The organism is Mesorhizobium sp. M0292 (assembly GCF_040321695.1).
Taxonomy (GTDB): Bacteria; Pseudomonadota; Alphaproteobacteria; order Rhizobiales; family Rhizobiaceae; genus Mesorhizobium.
Genome location: NZ_JAMYSB010000013.1, coordinates 25,152 through 41,435 on the forward strand (window position 1 = coordinate 25,152; position 16,284 = coordinate 41,435).

Genomic DNA, 16,284 nt, shown 5'->3' on the forward strand with positions numbered 1-16,284 from the left:
TCGCACTCAGGCTGCACCCGTAGAACGACATGCGATCGCCCGCGAGCCTTGGGTGGAGGCGGTGCTACCCAGATCCGAGGTGCTGATGAACGGAGTTGAACTTCTGCAACGATGTCTCGTGACAAAGAATTGCTAGTGGTCGATGCTCGATTTGGATGCCGAATCCCAATCTTCTTGGGCGCCGTCATGCTCTCCGGTTCGCCCAAAGCTGGTCGGTACGGTCACCAGCGGAAAGTGGTCTATCGAATAATTCTCGAGAAGCGAAAATCCTTCAGCAATCATCACCTCGACATTCTGTCGGACCATGGTCACATCGAAGGGCAAATGCGCCGCGAATGGATCCCAGTCGAAGCTTCCGACAACAACCCGTCCAAGCTCACTTGAGGCTAGCGTCGAAGTGAACCGCAATGTTCCTTCAAGAGCGGTCACGCCGTTGACGAACATACCTGAGGGCAGATGCCCAAGCTGAGCGTATCGTGCAGCGAGAGACCGAGCAGCGTTGGTCGGTGCGTATCCGCAGCAGTCAATCGTGCCCGGGCCCGTAACAATCCCATGCGCTGCCAGCGCATCGTGAAAACCCAGCAAACGGCTACGTGTTGCGTCATCATCGCTGACCCCGCCAAAGAAGAAGAGATCTTCGGTGGAGCCCCCTCGTTCTTTCAATTTCTGAACAATGATCTCTGTGAGCGCCTTGGCGCCCCCGTAGTTGTCAGAAACAACTGAGGGAGCCCGACGGCCTGGCAGATCGATGTTGATGCACCGGACGCCCGCTGCCCGGCACAGATCATTCAGCGGATCGGGGTCACGAACGCCTGCAAGGAAGAGAAATTCCACCTGCTGAGCCAGCAGGGTTTCCGTCACACTCAACTCGTTATCAGGATTGCGATGGGTGCTGACGACGATCGGGCACAAGCGGTGGACGCGGGATTCCGCTTCAAAGGCTTCGGCCAATCCGGCGAAGAAGCGATTGCGGTAATGTGGCAAGATCATTCCAGCGAGTCCGGATCGGGAAAGCCGCAATCCTCGTGCCTTGAGGTTGACAGCATAGCCAAGCCGCTCAGCCCAATCGAGGATGGTCGCTGCGGTTTCCGCCTTGATCCGGTGCTGTTGCCACGAGCCATTGAGGACGAGACTGACGGCGGTCGGGGACGACTTTGCCGCCACCGCGATATCATAAATCGTTGACTTGCGTCGGACAGACTTTCTCGCCATTGGTGACGCTCCCGCTGGGAGATGCAGTAGACCCTAGTGCGGGGTCAAGGCAACATCTCTAAATTGCGTCAAACGGTTTGGAGGAGCGACCCCACGGAAGGACGCGGCCTCTCGTGCCTCCGGTCCGGTCTCCCTGATTGTCTCGATCGTTGCAATGACAGCGCCAGGGAAATCGGCAGATTTGGGATTTTCCCTGAAGCTTCGTTCAGCGTCACTGGAGACACCAACCCCAGTGTTTCGGCTTTGGTCTCCCCGATGATCAATCACCTTGCAAAGGTCGACGAGAAGTTTCGATCAGTTTGGAGCCCACCGTTGGCGATGGTCGGGCGCACGCGTCACGATCGAGTCCTCCGTTTCAATAGCGGGAAGATGAAAGCTTTGGGTTTCTGAGTCTCTATCTGGCCCCAAAAGGGTGCTGCCGGATGCGCCTTCGTCTCCGGGCGTTGTTTGCGTACTTGGCCGAGGTGCCCTTGCTTGGCAAGTTCCTTCCGCGACAAGGTCTGCTCGACAGCATTTTCGTCGCTATTGCCAATGCGGAGCCCCGGAGGATCAAAACCGCTTAGCAGCATGATGCCGACGGTTCAGAGCAAGCGACTCAGATTCCCGATTTGCTCAGAGTCTCCCAGCCTGTGGCTCTCCGTGCAGCGGGCCTTGAGCGTCTGGCTCGACCTTTTTGAAAGCTCGCCTCCAATCGCTGGACGAGTTTGGCGGCAAGGCTAGTCGTCTCCATCGGTGTTATGATCGATGCCAGGGAGGCCGCCTGGACCATGGCGTGAACTCATTGCCGTATGCTGGCAGTGCAAGGCAATGAACTGACTGCACAATATGTAGGTGCATTCGTGGATCAAATTTCCAGATAGCCAAACAGCGCACGTATCTCGATTAGGTGGCAAGGAGTTGCGAAAGCTATGTTCGCAGTTTGAGAATCGTCCGATATGCCGCACAACGATGCCGGCAAGACGAGCCGAGGATGATCTGAGGCAATGTTCAGATCCAAGAAGGACGGTTACCTGTGACCCAGAAAGGAATCACACTAAAGGACGTTGCCGCAGCGGCTAAGGTGTCGCGCGCCACGGCCGCGCGGGCGCTCAACAGCTATGGTTACGTTGGCGACGAGACGGCGCTCCGCGTGCTTGAGGCAGCCGAAAGGCTGGGCTATCGGGCCAACCTCGTCGCGCAGGCGCTGCGCAGCGGACAATTGCCGATCATAGGCTTCGTGCCCGGCGATATCCAGAATCCGTTCTTCGCCCGAATCGCGCACGACATAGAGGTGGAACTGCGCAAGCACCGCCACAATCTTCTGATTGCCAGCAGCGAGGAGAATGTAGAACAGGAGAAAGAACTGCTTGAGAGCCTTCGCTCGCTCAGCATTCGCGGCTTCATCCTTGCCCCAACGTCTGCGACCGACAGCCAGCATATTGTGCAACTGGCCCGCGAAGGCGCACCGATCGTGCTCATCGACCGCGTGGTAAAGGACCTGCAATGCGACAGCGTCGTCGTCGACAACGAGGGCGGGGCACGCGAGGCAGTGGACTATCTGGTTGGCAACGGTCACCACCGGATCGGTCTTTTGCGCGACGAGTCACGCATCTTTACGGCACAGGAACGCTTGGCTGGCTACCAAAACTCGCTCCACTCGCATGGGATCGCAATCGATGAAGCGCTCATCGGCGTATCGCGCTCGACCGTCGAGCACGCCATCGAAGCCACGATCCGCCTGTTCAGCCGGCGCAATCGCCCGACCGCACTGTTCACGGTGGACAGCCTCATGACGCAAGGCGCGCTTCTTGGCCTGCGTTCAATGGGGCTCTCGATTCCGCATGATGTGTCGGTGGTTGGCTTCGATGACTTCAACCTCGCCACGTTCACCGATCCGCAGATAACGGTCGTGGCGCAACCCATCTCCGAGATCGGACCGCTCGCCGCCAGATACCTGCTGGAGCGGCTTGCCGGCAAAAAGGTTGCACCGCGCCGTACCCGATTTCAGACCCGGTTGATCGTACGCGGATCGGTTGCCCGGCGCGCTGTGCGCTAAAGAGCAAACCCCTCGATTTCGGAGAACTTCGTCTAAAGGACTTGCCATTGGCGAAATTGCGTGCCCATTATTGCTTGTGAGATCGATCTCACATCGGGAAAACGAGCTAGACGGCCCACCGACGCCTAAGGCGGGCTAGAGGCCTGTAACATGCGAAATACAAGGAAAACGTCATGCTGAACTTCGATAGGGACCGCTTCGTGAAGATCCAAAGCGGGGCCGTCGCCGTCGCAGGTGAGGTTCGCTCACTGATGCGCACACTGCTGGCAGATGGCGTCGAGCGGCTGTTTTTCATGGGCACCGGCGGCGTGCAGCTTCTAACCTTGCCCGCGATCGAGTTGGCGCAGCGCTGTTCCACCTTCCCGGTGAGCGGTGCCTATCCGGCGCAGGTCGTGATCGATCCGCCCGCCGGTCTCGACAGCAAGGCCGTGGTGGTCATCCCGTCCTTGTCGGGCACGACCAAGGAAGGCGTCGAGCTCATGGCCTTTCTGAAAAAACGTGGTGTGCGCACGATTTCGCTCACCGGCCATTCGGATACGCCAATCGCACGGGAGGCTGACCACAATTTCACGAACTTCGCCGAAGACGACACCTCGTCGGAATCCTTCTACCTGCAGACGCTGCTGATCGTCCTGGCCCTGCTGGAAGAGCGCGGCGAACATGATGATTTTGATGGCACTGTCGCCGAACTCAAACTGCTGCCGGATCTGCTTGCCGACGCCAAGGCTGCCTTTGAGGACAGGGCGGCCGAACTGGCCCAGACAATCAAGGACGATACCTATCACATCTTCACCGGCGCCGGCTCGGTGTGGCCGGAGGCACACTATTACGGCATGTGCATCCTCGAAGAGATGCAGTGGATTCGCACCCGCCCGGTGCACGCCGCCGACTTCTTCCACGGTACGCTCGAGTTGGTCGAGCCGGGCGTCAGCGTTTTCGTGTTCAAGGGCGAAGATGCCCTTCGGCACCTGGCCGACCGGGTCGAGAACTTCGCCAAGCGCTACACGGACCGCGTTCGCACGCTGGACGCGGCCTCGGTCAAGTTGCCGGGCATCTCCGCAAAGGTCCGCGGCATGATCTCGCCGGTTCTGCTCGCCACCTTGCTCGAGCGGCTGAGCGCCCATCTCGAGGTGCTGCGCAACCACCCGCTGACCACCCGTCGCTACTACAAACGCGTGGAATATTGATCCCCTCTCACCTCTGAAGGAGCTATCCATGAAACGTTCGCTGCAAATCGTGGCGGTCACGGTGGCCGCGGTATCATCATTGGGGTTGTCGATAAGCGGCAGTTCCGCCGCTTCGCCGGCTGTCACGGCCGACCCAAACGCCAAGGTGGAATACACCGGCACGCTTTCGGTCCTGACGAAGTTCGGGCTGCAACAGCTGTCGCCCTATTTCGTCAACCTGGCACAGGCCTATGAGAAGCTCCATCCGGATGTGAAGGTCGAACTTATCCAGGAGAGCGACGACAGCGTGAAGGGCAAGACCAAGACGCTGGTCGCTTCCAACTCGCTGCCCGATATCTATTTCTCCTGGACAGGCAGCTGGGGTGGCAATTTCGTGCGCGGCAATCGCGCCGTTGATCTCACGCCCGTCATTGCTGCCGATACCGAGTGGGGCAAGTCGCTGTCTCCAGCCGCCGTCAAGGCGTTCCAATACAACGGCAAGTTCTATGGCATTCCGCTGTACCAGGATGCCAAGTTCATGGGCTACAACAAGCAGATCTTCGCCAAGCTCAGCCTCAAGGCACCCGGCACTTTCGAGGAATTGCTGACCAGCTGCGACGCCATCCGCAAATCCGGCGTGACACCGATCTCCTTCGGCAACAAGGAGGCCTGGCCGGCAATCCACTTTGCAGGCCAGCTGCTCGCCTACAACGTGCCGCAGGGAACGCTGGAACGCGACTTCGATCCGGCCACCGCCCAATACACCGACCCAGGCTATATCGCAGCACTCAAGGAGTTCAGCCAGCTTGTCGAGCGCTGCACCGATGGCGCCGGCGTCAACGGCACATCCTATGCTTCGGCTCTCCAGGCCTTCACCAACGCCCAGTCGGCTATGTACTACCAGGAAATCATCGAGTTCGATCAGGCCGCCACGCCGGAGTCGGCGTTAAAGCCCGCCGATTTCGGATTCTTCCGGCTGCCGGTGCCCGCCGGCGCCAAGGGTGACGCCAGGTCGATCGAGGGCGCGCCGGAGGGCTACATGATCAATGCGGCATCGAAGAACATCCCGCTGGCGATCGATTTCATGAAGTTCGTGACCTCGAAGGAAAATGCGCAGGTCTTGTCTTCGCCACCCTATGGCCAGCCGAGCGCCACCATCGGCGGCGCCTCGGAATCGAACATGAGCGCGGCTGTGGTCGATGGCCTCAAGGATATCAACGCCGCCTCATACCTCATGCCCTGGCTGGATACGGCCAACCCACCGCGCGTCGCCGCCGTCTGGCTGTCCAACCTGCAGGCGCTGGCGGGCGGCTCGATGACGCCCGAGCAAGTGATGGACGAGGTGCGCAAAGCCGCATCCGCGGCCAAATAAAGCAGGCGAGCATGGCAAGGGCCTCGGACACAGTGGACAGCGGCGCCGACATCGGCGTCGCCAGGCCGCAACGGCCAAAGAGCCGGCGGGCCTGCTTCGCCAACCTGTTGTCATTGCGATGGGCGGCGATCGCGCTCATCCTCATCGGCTGGTTCGTCTATTATCCGATCGTCGACAATTTCATCGTCAGCACCACCGACCAGGACATCTACACCGGCGAGGTCACCAATGTCGGCCTCGCCAACTACGACCGGCTGCTGCATGACCCGGTCGTGCTGCTGGCGCTGTGGAACAACTGCCTCTACGCTCTCATCTCCGTCATCTTCCAGGTCTTCGGCGCGTTCCTGCTGGCGGCCATTATCGAGGACCTGAAAAGCGAAAGCTGGCGCCGGCTGTGGCGCGCCGTCTATTTCGTGCCGTCGGCAATCTCGATCACGGTGACCGGCCTGCTGTTTTATTTCATCTACCAGCCGCAGATCGGCTTGCTGGATGCCGCGCTCAGCCGTGTTGGACTGAGCCAGCTCGTCATGCCTTGGCTCGGCAATGAGCACACCGCCATCTATGCCATCATCGCCATGAGCCAATGGCAGGGTTTTGGCTATTCGACGCTGCTGTTCGCCATTGCCATCCAGAAGATCCCGCGCGACCTCTACGATGCCGCAACGATCGACGGCGCGGGTCCGCTTCGCCGCCTGTGGAGCATCACCTTTCCGCTCACCCGGGAAATGACGGGGTTGATGATCATCGTCACCATCACGGGCGCGTTCCAGGTGTTCAACGAGGTTATGGTGATGACCGCAGGCGGGCCCAACAACAGCAGCCAGGTGCTGGGCACGTGGCTCTACCAGAAGGCCTTCATCGAGGACAATTTCGGCTATGGCGCGGCGATCGCCGCCGTCATCTTCATGTTGACCATGCTCACAGGTGCGGCACAGCTCTGGTACACCAAGCGCCGCCGGGTGCAGCTATGAGTGCGATGGTCGCAGCCGGTCGCAGCCGGAACGTGAATGTGTGGTCGGTCATCGCCAGGACATTGCTCTATTCGTTCCTGGTCTGCCTTGGTGTCGTCGTCATCTATCCGCTGATCTGGATGGCGCTGAGCGGCTTCAAGGACAATGCGCAGATCTTCGGCGATCCCTTCGCCCTGCCCACCCATTGGTCGTGGAACAATTACATGCAGGCATGGAACCAGGGCGTGCGTGGCTACGTGACAGTCTCGGTGCTGGTGACCGTCGCTTCGGCCATATGCACCGTCCTGATCAGCGCCTGGACGGCCTTCGGCCTGACCCGCACCAAGATGTCGGCAAAGCCGCTGGTTATTGCCATCGTTCTGGGCGGCTTGATGCTGAGCCCCACCGTGGCGATCATTCCACTGGTGAAGATGTTGCAGGCGCTCGGTCTCTACAACACCTACTGGGCGCTGATCATTCTCTACACGGCGTTCCGTGTGCCGTTCACCACCTTCCTCATCCGCGCCTACATGCTGGATCTGCCTGAAGACATCGACGAGGCGGCGACGATGGATGGCGCCAGCGAGGGTCAGATCTTCTGGCGCATCACCTTGCCGCTGTGCCGGCCGATCATCATTTCCTGCGTCATCCTGCACGTCCTGTTCGCCTGGAACGAATATCTCTTCGCCATGATCTTCACGAGCGGCTCGGATGTGCAGACGCTGCCGGTCGGACTGACGTCGATCATGGCAACCCACGGGACCAACTATGCCGTGGTGTTCGCGGCCATGACGATCTCGGCGCTGCCTATCGTGATCGTGTTCTTTGGCGCGCAACGCTACTTCATCCGTGGCTTGGCCGAAGGCATCGGCAAATAGCAATTCCCGAAAGGAGCCTTCATGCCGCAGCTCGCTGCTCATCAGCTGATCGGAGCCAATTTCAGCTTCCAGCACTTCCCCTTCGATGAGGTCGCCAGGACGATCCGAGGCTTTGGCCTGCGCGAGATCGAGCTGTGGGGGATTGCCCAGCATCTGGACCTGTTCCACGCCACGGACGCACGTGTCGAATCCGTTCGCCGGGTACTCGCCGACAACGAGCTGTCGGCCTGGTGCTTTACGCCTGAGCAGGTGTTGTATCCAATCAACATTGCCTCCGGCGACGCCGCACTGCGCCAGGACAGCATCGAGCGGTTTTGGCGTGCAGCCGACATCTGCGCGGCGCTTGGCGCCCGCTATCTCTTCCTGACGCCCGGCCGGGGCTACGAGAGCGAACCCCGGCAACCGGCATGGGACCGCGCGGTCGGTTCGATCGGCGAGATCGCCCGGCGCGCCGCCGCAAACGGGGTGCGCTGCCTGCTCGAGCCGTTGCAGCGGTTCGAGAGCAACCTCGTCAATGATGCGGCAGGCCTGCGCCAAATGCTGGATGAGGTGGGCGCCGGCAACGTCGATGTCGTGCTCGACACTGTCGCCATGGCCACGGCCGGCGACACCGTGGCCGGCTATGTCGACCTGTTCGGCTCGCGGCTGGCGCATGTCCATCTGGTCGACGGCACACCAGGCGGGCATCTGGTGTGGGGGGATGGTACGCTGCCGCTCGGCCACTATGTCAGCGAGCTCGCGCGCCTGGGCTATGCCGGAAAGTTCACCTTCGAGCCGTTCGGCAACGGCTCCTACGCGCTCGATCCGGTAAAAGCCTGGACACGCTGCCTTGGCGCCATCGCGCCATACCTCAATTGCGCAACGGTGCCGGCATGACGTCGAAGAAGCTTATCGCGGTCGGGGACAATTGCCTTGATGCCTATTTGACCAACAACTTGATGACGGTGGGCGGCAACGCCTTGAATGTCGCGGCGCAATGGCGGCGCAACGGCTGGTCCGCGCGCTATTTCGGCGCCGTCGGGAACGATCCCGAAGGCGACGTGGTGCTTGCCGAACTGCAAGGTGCCGGCCTATCCCCGGACGACGTCGAACGGCGTCGCGGCGATACGGCCGTCACCTTGCTGCGCGATGAATCCGGCGACCGGAAGTTCCTGCACGAATCCTTCGGTGTGGGCGAAAACTACATGCCGGCGCCCGCGCATTATGCGGTCATCGCCGCGGCCGACTGGGTGCATCTCGGCACCAACGCCAACAAGCACCTTGTTCAACGATTGGTGGCGGACCATGTGCCGTTCAGCATCGATCTATCGACTGCCCATATGGCGCTGCCGCTCGACGGTGTCCCGCTTGTGTTTGCGTCCGGACCGGACGATGTCGATGTTCCCATCGAGCCATCGCTGGGCGCGCTCAGGGCGGCCGGCGCAAGGCAGGTAGTTTTGACCTGTGGTCGACGCGGCTCCTACTTCGACGATGGCACGAATGTCGTGCATGCGCCGGCGACCCTTGTCGATGTCGTGGATACGTGTGGCGCCGGCGACAGTTTCATTGCCACCTTCCTCGCCGGCTTCCATTTCGGCGGCCTCGGCGCCCTGGAGGCATTGCACAGGGCGTCGATCGCGGCGGCGCAGACCTGCACCCATCTTGGCGGGTTTCCCCAGAGACCGCGTCCGATACCCGATTGGCTGCCAGCCAAATATGCCAGCTTCATTGTCGATGCGCAGGGAGCCCAAGCGTGAGTACAATTCGTTTGCGGCAGCCTGCGGTCGCGCTTGCATCTGACCGGTCGTTTTGGCTGCAGGACATTGCCGCCGCCCCTGCGACCGAGCCATTGCGAGGCGACGAGCGCGCCGACGTGGTGATCGTCGGTGGCGGCTATACCGGTCTGTGGACGGCGCTGCGGATCCTTGAACTGGCGCCGCAAACGCGGGTGGTGATCCTTGAAGCCGATCTGTGCGGATCGGGGGCCTCGGGGCGCAACGGCGGTCAGGTCCATTCATGGTTCGCCGAAATCGACCAGATCAGTGCGGTCGTCGGTCTCGAGGAAGCGCGCCTGCTGTGCGCCGACACGGTGGCATCGATCGCGGAACTGAAGACGCTGCAGCAAAACGGCACCATAGACATGGACCTGAGGCTGGATGGATGGCTGTGGACCGCAAGCTCCATTGCGCAGGAAGGCGCCTGGGAGACCGCCGTGGCCTTGACGGCAGCTGTTGGAGAAAACCGTTTCAGGCCGCTGACGGCCGAGGACATTCAACGCCGCACCGGTTCATCGGCCTCCTATGTCGGCGTCGTCGAGACCACTGCCGGCACGGTCCATCCCGCCAAACTTGCCATCGGATTGCGCAAGTTGGCACTGGCACGCGGCGTCATCATCCACGAGCGCAGCCCGGTCCTCGCCATCGAACCCGGCATGACATGTACGGTGCGCACGGCGCATGGCGCGGTACAGGCCGACAAAATCGTGCTTGCCGCCAACGCCTGGCTTTCCGCGCTGCCGGAACTGCGGCGACATCTTTATGTCGTCGGCAGCGAGGTGATTGCCACTGCCGCCGTTCCCGAACTGCTCGACAGCATCGGCTGGCGCGACGGTGCCTCGATCTGCGATTCCCAGGCCCAGGTGCTCTACTACCAGCGCACCATCGGGGGCAGGGTGGTCTTCGGTCGTGGCAGCGGCAACGTCGCCTTCAGTGGAAATTTCGGCGCCAGCTTCAACCGCAGCCCGGAGCACGGCCGCGACAATATGCGAGAGCTGCATCGGGTCTACCCGTCGCTGCGCGGTGTGGCGATCGAATATGACTGGTCGGGGCCGATCGACTGCGTGCCTGAACACGTTCCTGTCTTCGACCACCTGCGCGATCATCCCAATATCTTCTACGGCATGGGATTTAACGGCACCGGCATCGCGCAGACGCCGATAGCCGGACGCATTCTGGCGAGCCTGGTGCTCGAGCGAAAGGATCGCTGGAGCGAAAGCGGTCTGGTCGGCATCGAGCGGCGCATGTCGCTGCCGCCCGAGCCTTTGCGTTATCTCGGCGCCAGACTTGTCCGCGCCGCGGTGCGCCGCAAGAACGAGGCCGAGATCCGCAACCGCAAGGCCGGCAGGATCAGCAGTCTTTTGGCGGCCCTGAAGCCAGGCAGGCGCAAGAAGTAGCCGGGCATCTGGCTCATCGTCACGCTCTTCAAACCATGAGCCGGCACGTGCCGTCCCGATGACGGTGGACGCGGCATTGCGATCAGGGTGTTTGCTGGGTTGATCGACGTACATTCTTAAAGCGGAGTGCGTCGACCTTGTTCTAACGTATTCATGTGGGCCGTACCGCCGCCAGGCCTATGCTTGGCGCACTTGCGGCTTTCCATCCGAGGGCGGGCCAACGGATCCGCGTGCAATGATGGCGGTCGGCAAAACGAGCCTTTCCGCCGGGCGGGAATCTCCCTTCAATCGCCGGATGAGCAATTCCGCGACGCTCTTGCCAAGCGCGTAGACGGGCTGGTCGATAACAGTGATGGGCGGCGTGGTGACGCTCGTCCAGTCCGCATCATGGAAAGTGATGAGCGAAATGTCGTCGGGAACCCGCAGGCCGCGCTCGCGGGTCACCTTGAAGATCTCCAGCGCAATGACGCTGTCGGAGGCGAGGATCGCCGTCGGCCGATCCGGCGCCGACAGCATCTCGCCGGCAACCCTGCGCGTTTCGGTGGGGCTTGTCGCGCCAAGGCGAACAAAGCGTTCTGGCCGATCAAGTCCGGCCTCTCGGCACACGGTGAGGAAACCGTCGATGCGCTCACGGACCGACGAGGTGTAGATCTGCCCGAGATCGCGGTACTCGTGCCCTTCGGCGTCGACCGCGGTCACATAGGCGATGTTGCGGTGGCCGGCATCGGCTAGAAAGCGGGTCGCCAGCATGGCGATGCCGCGATCGTCGGTCGTGACCGTATCGACATCCAGATCTGCCAGCGCCCTATCCAGCAGGGCAAGCGGTCGGCCCGAGCGGTGGATATCGCGCAGGTGCGCGATGTCGCGCGATTCCGACGGCGTGACGATCAGCCCGTCGACGCGCTTGCCGATGAGCAGTTTCACGGCCGCCTTTTCCGCCTCGATCTTCTCGCCGGAATTGGCCAGGATGACGTTGAACCCGGCTGCCTTTGCCGCGTCGCTGATGCCGCGTACCGCGAGGCTGAAGAACGGGTTCTCGATGTCGCCGACAACCACGCCGATGATGCCGGAGCGGCCGGTCGTCATGCTGCGGGCGAGCTCGTTCGCACGATAGTCCAAGGCCTTGGCCGCGGCCATGACTTCCGCGCGGATCATGTCGCTGACGACGCCGTATCCGCCGAGCACGCGCGCGGCTGTCGCTTTCGAAACATTGGCCGCGCGGGCGACGTCGCTGACCGTTATCGACGGGGTCTTGGGGGCGGTTCTTTTCATCGGATGACGACTACAAGAGTTGTTGACGGGAGGTCAACGTGGCGATAACGATTAACAAAGAGACCGGTCTCACGCAATATGAGACCGGTCTCTTTAAAAGGAGTGGAGCCGAGAGGCGTGACGGACCGTGATTTCGGCAAGGGCATGTCGGCGCGCCAGATGGCGGCTCGACGGAAATACCAAGAAGAACAGACCTTCAGAGTGGAGAAAGACATGAGCAGGAAAGAAATTCTCAAGTCGTTGATGTGCCCGGTCAGAACCGGCGCAATGGCTCTTATGGCGATGTGCGTCGGCGCCGGGCTGGTTTCAGGAGCGGCCGCCGCGGATGACAATCCCTATGGCCTCATTGATGCGAAGGTCATCAGCGTCGGAACCATGGGCGATGCCAAACCCTCCGCAACGTCGCGAGCCGCCTTGGCTTCAAGCCCGACCAGGTGATCTTCACCGGCCAGGAATTCTCGGCGCTGATGCCTTCGGTTGCAAACGAGCGTTTCGATGTCGCGGTCGCGGCAATCGGCACGACGGAAGCACGCAAGAAGACCGTCGACTTTTCCGACGGGTATATCGCAGGCTATCTGTCCGTGCTTACTGCCGACAAGGCGATCACGTCGGCGGACGGGCTCAAGGGCAAACGTCTCGGCGTCGTGCAAGGCACGCTCCAGGAAATCTACGCGGCGAAGAATTTTGTCGGGACCGATCTCGTCAAATTCCCCGACAACAACTCCGCCGTTTCGGCGCTTAACAACGGAACCGTGGATGCCCACTTCCTCGATTACGAGGCTGCCAAGGACTATGGCGTTCGCTATCCGAACCTGAAGATCGCGGTCAATATTCCTTCCTTTGACGCGCCGGCCGGCTTCGTCCTGCGCAAGGGCAACGACAAGCTCCGCAATGCGCTGAACACCGCCCTTCACGCGGCCATGCAGGACGGCACCTGGAAAACGCTTTATGAAAAGTGGTTCCCCGGCTCGCCGATGCCCGACCAGTATCTTCCCAAGAAGTAGACCGTACCCGGCCGCTGGCTCTCATGCCGGCGGCCGGATTACGCCGCCGTCCTTGATGCGGACGATGTGAATAGCGCAACCGAAAGGGGGGCGAATGAACTGGCTCGAAAACCTGCGGCGCAGTTTCCTCGACTGGCAGGCCATGGCGGACGTGCTGCCCAGCATGATCACCATCGGATTGAAGAACACGTTGATCCTCGCCGCCGCGTCGACGGTGCTGGGTGTCATCCTCGGCATGATCCTGGCCGTCATGGGCATCTCGCAATCGCGCTGGCTGCGCATTCCGGCGCGGGTCTACACGGATATATTCCGTGGGCTGCCGGCGATCGTCACCATCCTGCTGATAGGCCAGGGCTTTGCCCGCATCGGCCGTGAAATCTTCGGCCCTTCGCCCTTTCCGCTCGGCATTCTTGCGCTGAGCCTGATCGCCGGCGCCTATATCGGCGAAATCTTCCGCTCGGGCATCCAGAGCGTCGAGCGCGGGCAGATGGAGGCCTGCAGGGCGCTCAGCATGAGTTACGGCCAAGGCATGCGCCTGATCGTGATCCCGCAAGGCATCCGCCGCGTCTTGCCGGCCCTCGTCAACCAGTTCATCGGCAACGTCAAGGATTCAAGCCTTGTCTACTTCCTCGGTCTGCTCGCCTCGGAGCGCGAGATTTTCCGTGTCGGTCAGGACCAGGCAGTGGTCACCGGAAACCTGTCGCCATTGCTTCTGGCCGGCGTGTTCTATCTCGTCATCACCGTGCCGTTGACCCATGTGGTCAACTACATCGACAACTCGCTGCGGGTCGGAAAGCAAAAGGCCGGCCTCGTCATCAGCGGCCTGGCCGAAGTGAGCGAACTGGAGGGCGCCACCGGCAGTGCACCTTCGGAGGCCGGCTCTGATGCCGGCTCAGCGCTGCCCCGCTTCAAGGGCGGCAGTCTCGCCATCACCGATCTCGACATGGCCTATGGCGACCTCGATGTTCTCAAAGGCGTCAGCCTGGCAGTCAAGCCTGGCACGGTCACATGCGTGATTGGCCCATCAGGTTCGGGCAAGTCGACCCTGCTGCGCTGCCTCAACCGCCTGGTCGAGCCCAAGGGCGGTGAGGTGTTGCTCGATGGTGCGAGCATCCTGGCGATGAAGCCTGAAAAACTGCGCCGGCGTGTCGGCATGGTTTTCCAGCAGTTCAATCTGTTTCCCGACCACACCGCGCTCGAAAACGTCATGCTGTCGCTGACCAAGGTAAAGGGGCTCCCTGTACAGGAAGCTGAGCGCATCGCCGAGGCGCGCCTTGCCGACGTCGGGCTTGCGACCCGCAAACACCATCGTCCAGGGAGCCTTTCCGGTGGCCAGCAGCAGCGTGTGGCAATCGCTCGTGCATTGGCGATGGACCCGGAGGTCATCTTGTTCGATGAGGTAACAAGCGCACTCGATCCCGAACTGGTGAAGGGCGTGCTCAACCTCATGGCGGATCTCGGCCGGCGCGGCATGACAATGGTCGTGGTGACGCATGAAATGGGCTTCGCCCGCAAGGTCGCCGATCAGGTCGTCTTCATGGATGAAGGCCGCATCATCGAGGCCGGCACGCCTGCCGCGATTTTCGACACGCCGAAAAGCCCGCGTCTGAAGCACTTCCTTGCCGAAGTGCTTTGATCACGCATGAGCCCTTCAAGACGGCCGCCCAAACCAACCTCCACCAGTGAAAGATATCTCATGGCTGCATCACATCAGGTTTCCAAGGTCGTTGTTGTCGGCGGCGGCATTTTTGGCGTCTCCTCGGCCGTTCATCTTGCAAGGCTCGGCATCGAGACCGTGCTGGTCAATGATGGACCGCTCGCCAAGGGAGCTTCCGGCCGCTCGCTCGCCTGGATCAATTCGGCGCGCAGGCGCTCGGCTGAATATCATCACCTGCGCATGATCGGTATCGACCGCTACCGCAGTTTGTCGGCGCGATGCCCGGATGCCGCCTGGCTGCGTTTCGACGGTGGCCTGACGTGGGATGCGGACGATGCCTCAAACGAGATCGCCGATGTCTTCGCTCACGAAAAACGTCTAGGCTATGATGCGCAGCATCTGTCCGCGGACGCCATAAGGTTGGTCGCGCCGGGTGTCTGCGCAAGCGCTGTCACGCCTCAAGGCGCGATCTTCAACGCGGGCGAGGGCTGGGTCGACCTGCCGTCGCTGATCGAAATATTGATCGCGGAATTCGTGGAGCGGGGCGGCCAGGTGGTCACCGAGGCCGGAAGCGCTACCGTCACCGTCGCCAACGGCCGCGCCACCGGCGTCACCACCACCAGCGGGATCAGCTTCGCCGCCAACGCGGTGCTTCTGGCGACCGGTGCGGATGTGCCGCGAATGGTCGCCGTGGCCGGTCAGCGTATTGCCGATGGGACACCAATCGCGCTGCTGGTCAGGACCAAGCCAGTCGACTTGCCTCTACGCGCCGTGCTCAACACGCCGCGCGTCGCCATCCGGCCGACGCCTGATGGCGCCCTCGCGCTCGATTCTGCCTGGTCGGAAGAAGAGGTGGTAGTCAATCCGGACGGGACTTATCGCGTAAAAGCATCGACCATCCAGGGGCTTCTCGACGAAGCGTCGAATGTTCTCGACGGTCATCCGAAATTGGAATTGGAGAGCTACGGTGTCGGGCCCAAGCCAATCCCCGGAGACGGCGAGCCGGTCTTCGGCCAGTTGCGGGAGATCGAGGGGTATTACGTCGCCTTCAGCCACAGCGGCGCAACACTTGGCTTGATTGCCGGCGAACTGCTTGCAACCGAGATCGCCACCGGAACAGAGCACCCACTCCTTGCAAGCTTTCGACCGTCTCGATTTTCACTTTAGCCCGCCAATTCGCCTCGGAATGGGATGTAATGTGGCATGCTTGGAGTTTCGCTAGCCGAGACGGCGGCCGCCTGGCCGCTTACGCGCACCGAACCTGACACAGCGAATATGTTCCGGAACATTTTCTCCACGTTGAAGTTGGACAGCGCCAGGACCGTCTTTCGTCCAAGCTCAACCAGCGCTGAGAAATTCCATGACCAACCAAAACCCCAAGACTAAACAGCCCACGGACAAGGATCTGCGAGACAACCCGGGAATCGGCACCTCGAAGGGCGCGGTCAAGGGCGGCGATATGCTCGACGAGAACGATGCTCTCGATGGGGACAATACGTTCGAAGGCGATGTCGAGAACGACGTCACGCCTCAGGGCGGCATCAACCCTGACCAGACCGGACGCACGAACAAGTAGGAGGCACCTTG

Annotated in this window: 13 protein-coding genes and 1 pseudogene; 12 read left to right on the top strand and 2 right to left on the bottom strand. The window is 61.4% G+C overall.

Features of this window, described 5'->3' with window-relative positions:
- Positions 1 to 132: 132 nt before the first annotated feature.
- Positions 133 to 1,212 (bottom strand): substrate-binding domain-containing protein, encoded by a 1,080-nt coding sequence (locus NKI96_RS20250; RefSeq protein WP_023692318.1) that lies wholly within the window; start codon positions 1,210 to 1,212, stop codon positions 133 to 135.
- Positions 1,213 to 2,224: 1,012 nt separating this feature from the next.
- Here NKI96_RS20250 and NKI96_RS20255 point away from each other — a divergent pair.
- From NKI96_RS20255 to NKI96_RS20290, 8 genes are all read left to right on the top strand, one after another.
- Complete coding sequence (locus NKI96_RS20255; RefSeq protein ID WP_031251278.1) at positions 2,225 to 3,247, top strand: LacI family DNA-binding transcriptional regulator; 1,023 nt, start codon at positions 2,225 to 2,227, stop codon at positions 3,245 to 3,247.
- 173 nt (positions 3,248 to 3,420) lie between these two features.
- A complete protein-coding gene (locus tag NKI96_RS20260) occupies positions 3,421 to 4,434 on the top strand; it encodes an SIS domain-containing protein (protein WP_352805789.1) in 1,014 nt (337 codons plus the stop codon).
- A 28-nt stretch (positions 4,435 to 4,462) separates the two neighbouring features.
- A complete protein-coding gene (locus NKI96_RS20265) occupies positions 4,463 to 5,785 on the top strand; it encodes an ABC transporter substrate-binding protein (RefSeq protein WP_352805790.1) in 1,323 nt (440 codons plus the stop codon).
- 11 nt (positions 5,786 to 5,796) lie between these two features.
- The gene (locus NKI96_RS20270) at positions 5,797 to 6,756 is read left to right on the top strand and encodes a carbohydrate ABC transporter permease (RefSeq protein ID WP_023682778.1); all 960 of its coding nucleotides are present in this window, start codon (positions 5,797 to 5,799) and stop codon (positions 6,754 to 6,756) included.
- Positions 6,753 to 7,613, top strand: a complete 861-nt coding sequence (locus NKI96_RS20275; RefSeq protein ID WP_023714949.1) for a carbohydrate ABC transporter permease — start codon at positions 6,753 to 6,755, stop codon at positions 7,611 to 7,613. The genes NKI96_RS20270 and NKI96_RS20275 overlap by 4 nt, the downstream gene beginning before the upstream one ends.
- A 21-nt stretch (positions 7,614 to 7,634) precedes the next feature.
- Positions 7,635 to 8,489, top strand: a complete 855-nt coding sequence (locus NKI96_RS20280; RefSeq protein ID WP_023682776.1) for a sugar phosphate isomerase/epimerase family protein — start codon at positions 7,635 to 7,637, stop codon at positions 8,487 to 8,489.
- Positions 8,486 to 9,349, top strand: coding sequence for a PfkB family carbohydrate kinase (locus NKI96_RS20285; RefSeq protein WP_023732313.1), 864 nt, complete (start codon positions 8,486 to 8,488; stop codon positions 9,347 to 9,349). The genes NKI96_RS20280 and NKI96_RS20285 overlap by 4 nt, the downstream gene beginning before the upstream one ends.
- The gene (locus tag NKI96_RS20290) at positions 9,346 to 10,764 is read left to right on the top strand and encodes an NAD(P)/FAD-dependent oxidoreductase (protein ID WP_352805791.1); all 1,419 of its coding nucleotides are present in this window, start codon (positions 9,346 to 9,348) and stop codon (positions 10,762 to 10,764) included. Before NKI96_RS20285 ends, NKI96_RS20290 begins: the two co-directional genes overlap by 4 nt.
- 177 nt (positions 10,765 to 10,941) lie before the next feature.
- Here the strand turns inward: NKI96_RS20290 and NKI96_RS20295 are convergent, their stop codons facing one another.
- Entirely contained in the window at positions 10,942 to 12,036 is a 1,095-nt protein-coding gene (locus NKI96_RS20295) for a LacI family DNA-binding transcriptional regulator (RefSeq protein ID WP_023667753.1), read from the bottom strand.
- 213 nt (positions 12,037 to 12,249) lie between these two features.
- Here NKI96_RS20295 and NKI96_RS20300 point away from each other — a divergent pair.
- From NKI96_RS20300 to NKI96_RS20315, 4 genes and pseudogenes are all read left to right on the top strand, one after another.
- Positions 12,250 to 13,040: pseudogene (locus NKI96_RS20300) on the top strand (ABC transporter substrate-binding protein).
- 94 nt (positions 13,041 to 13,134) lie between these two features.
- The gene (locus NKI96_RS20305; RefSeq protein WP_352805792.1) at positions 13,135 to 14,676 is read left to right on the top strand and encodes an amino acid ABC transporter permease/ATP-binding protein; all 1,542 of its coding nucleotides are present in this window, start codon (positions 13,135 to 13,137) and stop codon (positions 14,674 to 14,676) included.
- 60 nt (positions 14,677 to 14,736) lie between these two features.
- Positions 14,737 to 15,864: an NAD(P)/FAD-dependent oxidoreductase gene (locus NKI96_RS20310; protein WP_352805794.1), complete on the top strand. Its 1,128-nt coding sequence runs from the start codon at positions 14,737 to 14,739 to the stop codon at positions 15,862 to 15,864.
- A gap of 193 nt (positions 15,865 to 16,057) precedes the next feature.
- Positions 16,058 to 16,273 (top strand): hypothetical protein, encoded by a 216-nt coding sequence (locus NKI96_RS20315; RefSeq protein WP_352805797.1) that lies wholly within the window; start codon positions 16,058 to 16,060, stop codon positions 16,271 to 16,273.
- Positions 16,274 to 16,284: the final 11 nt, after the last annotated feature.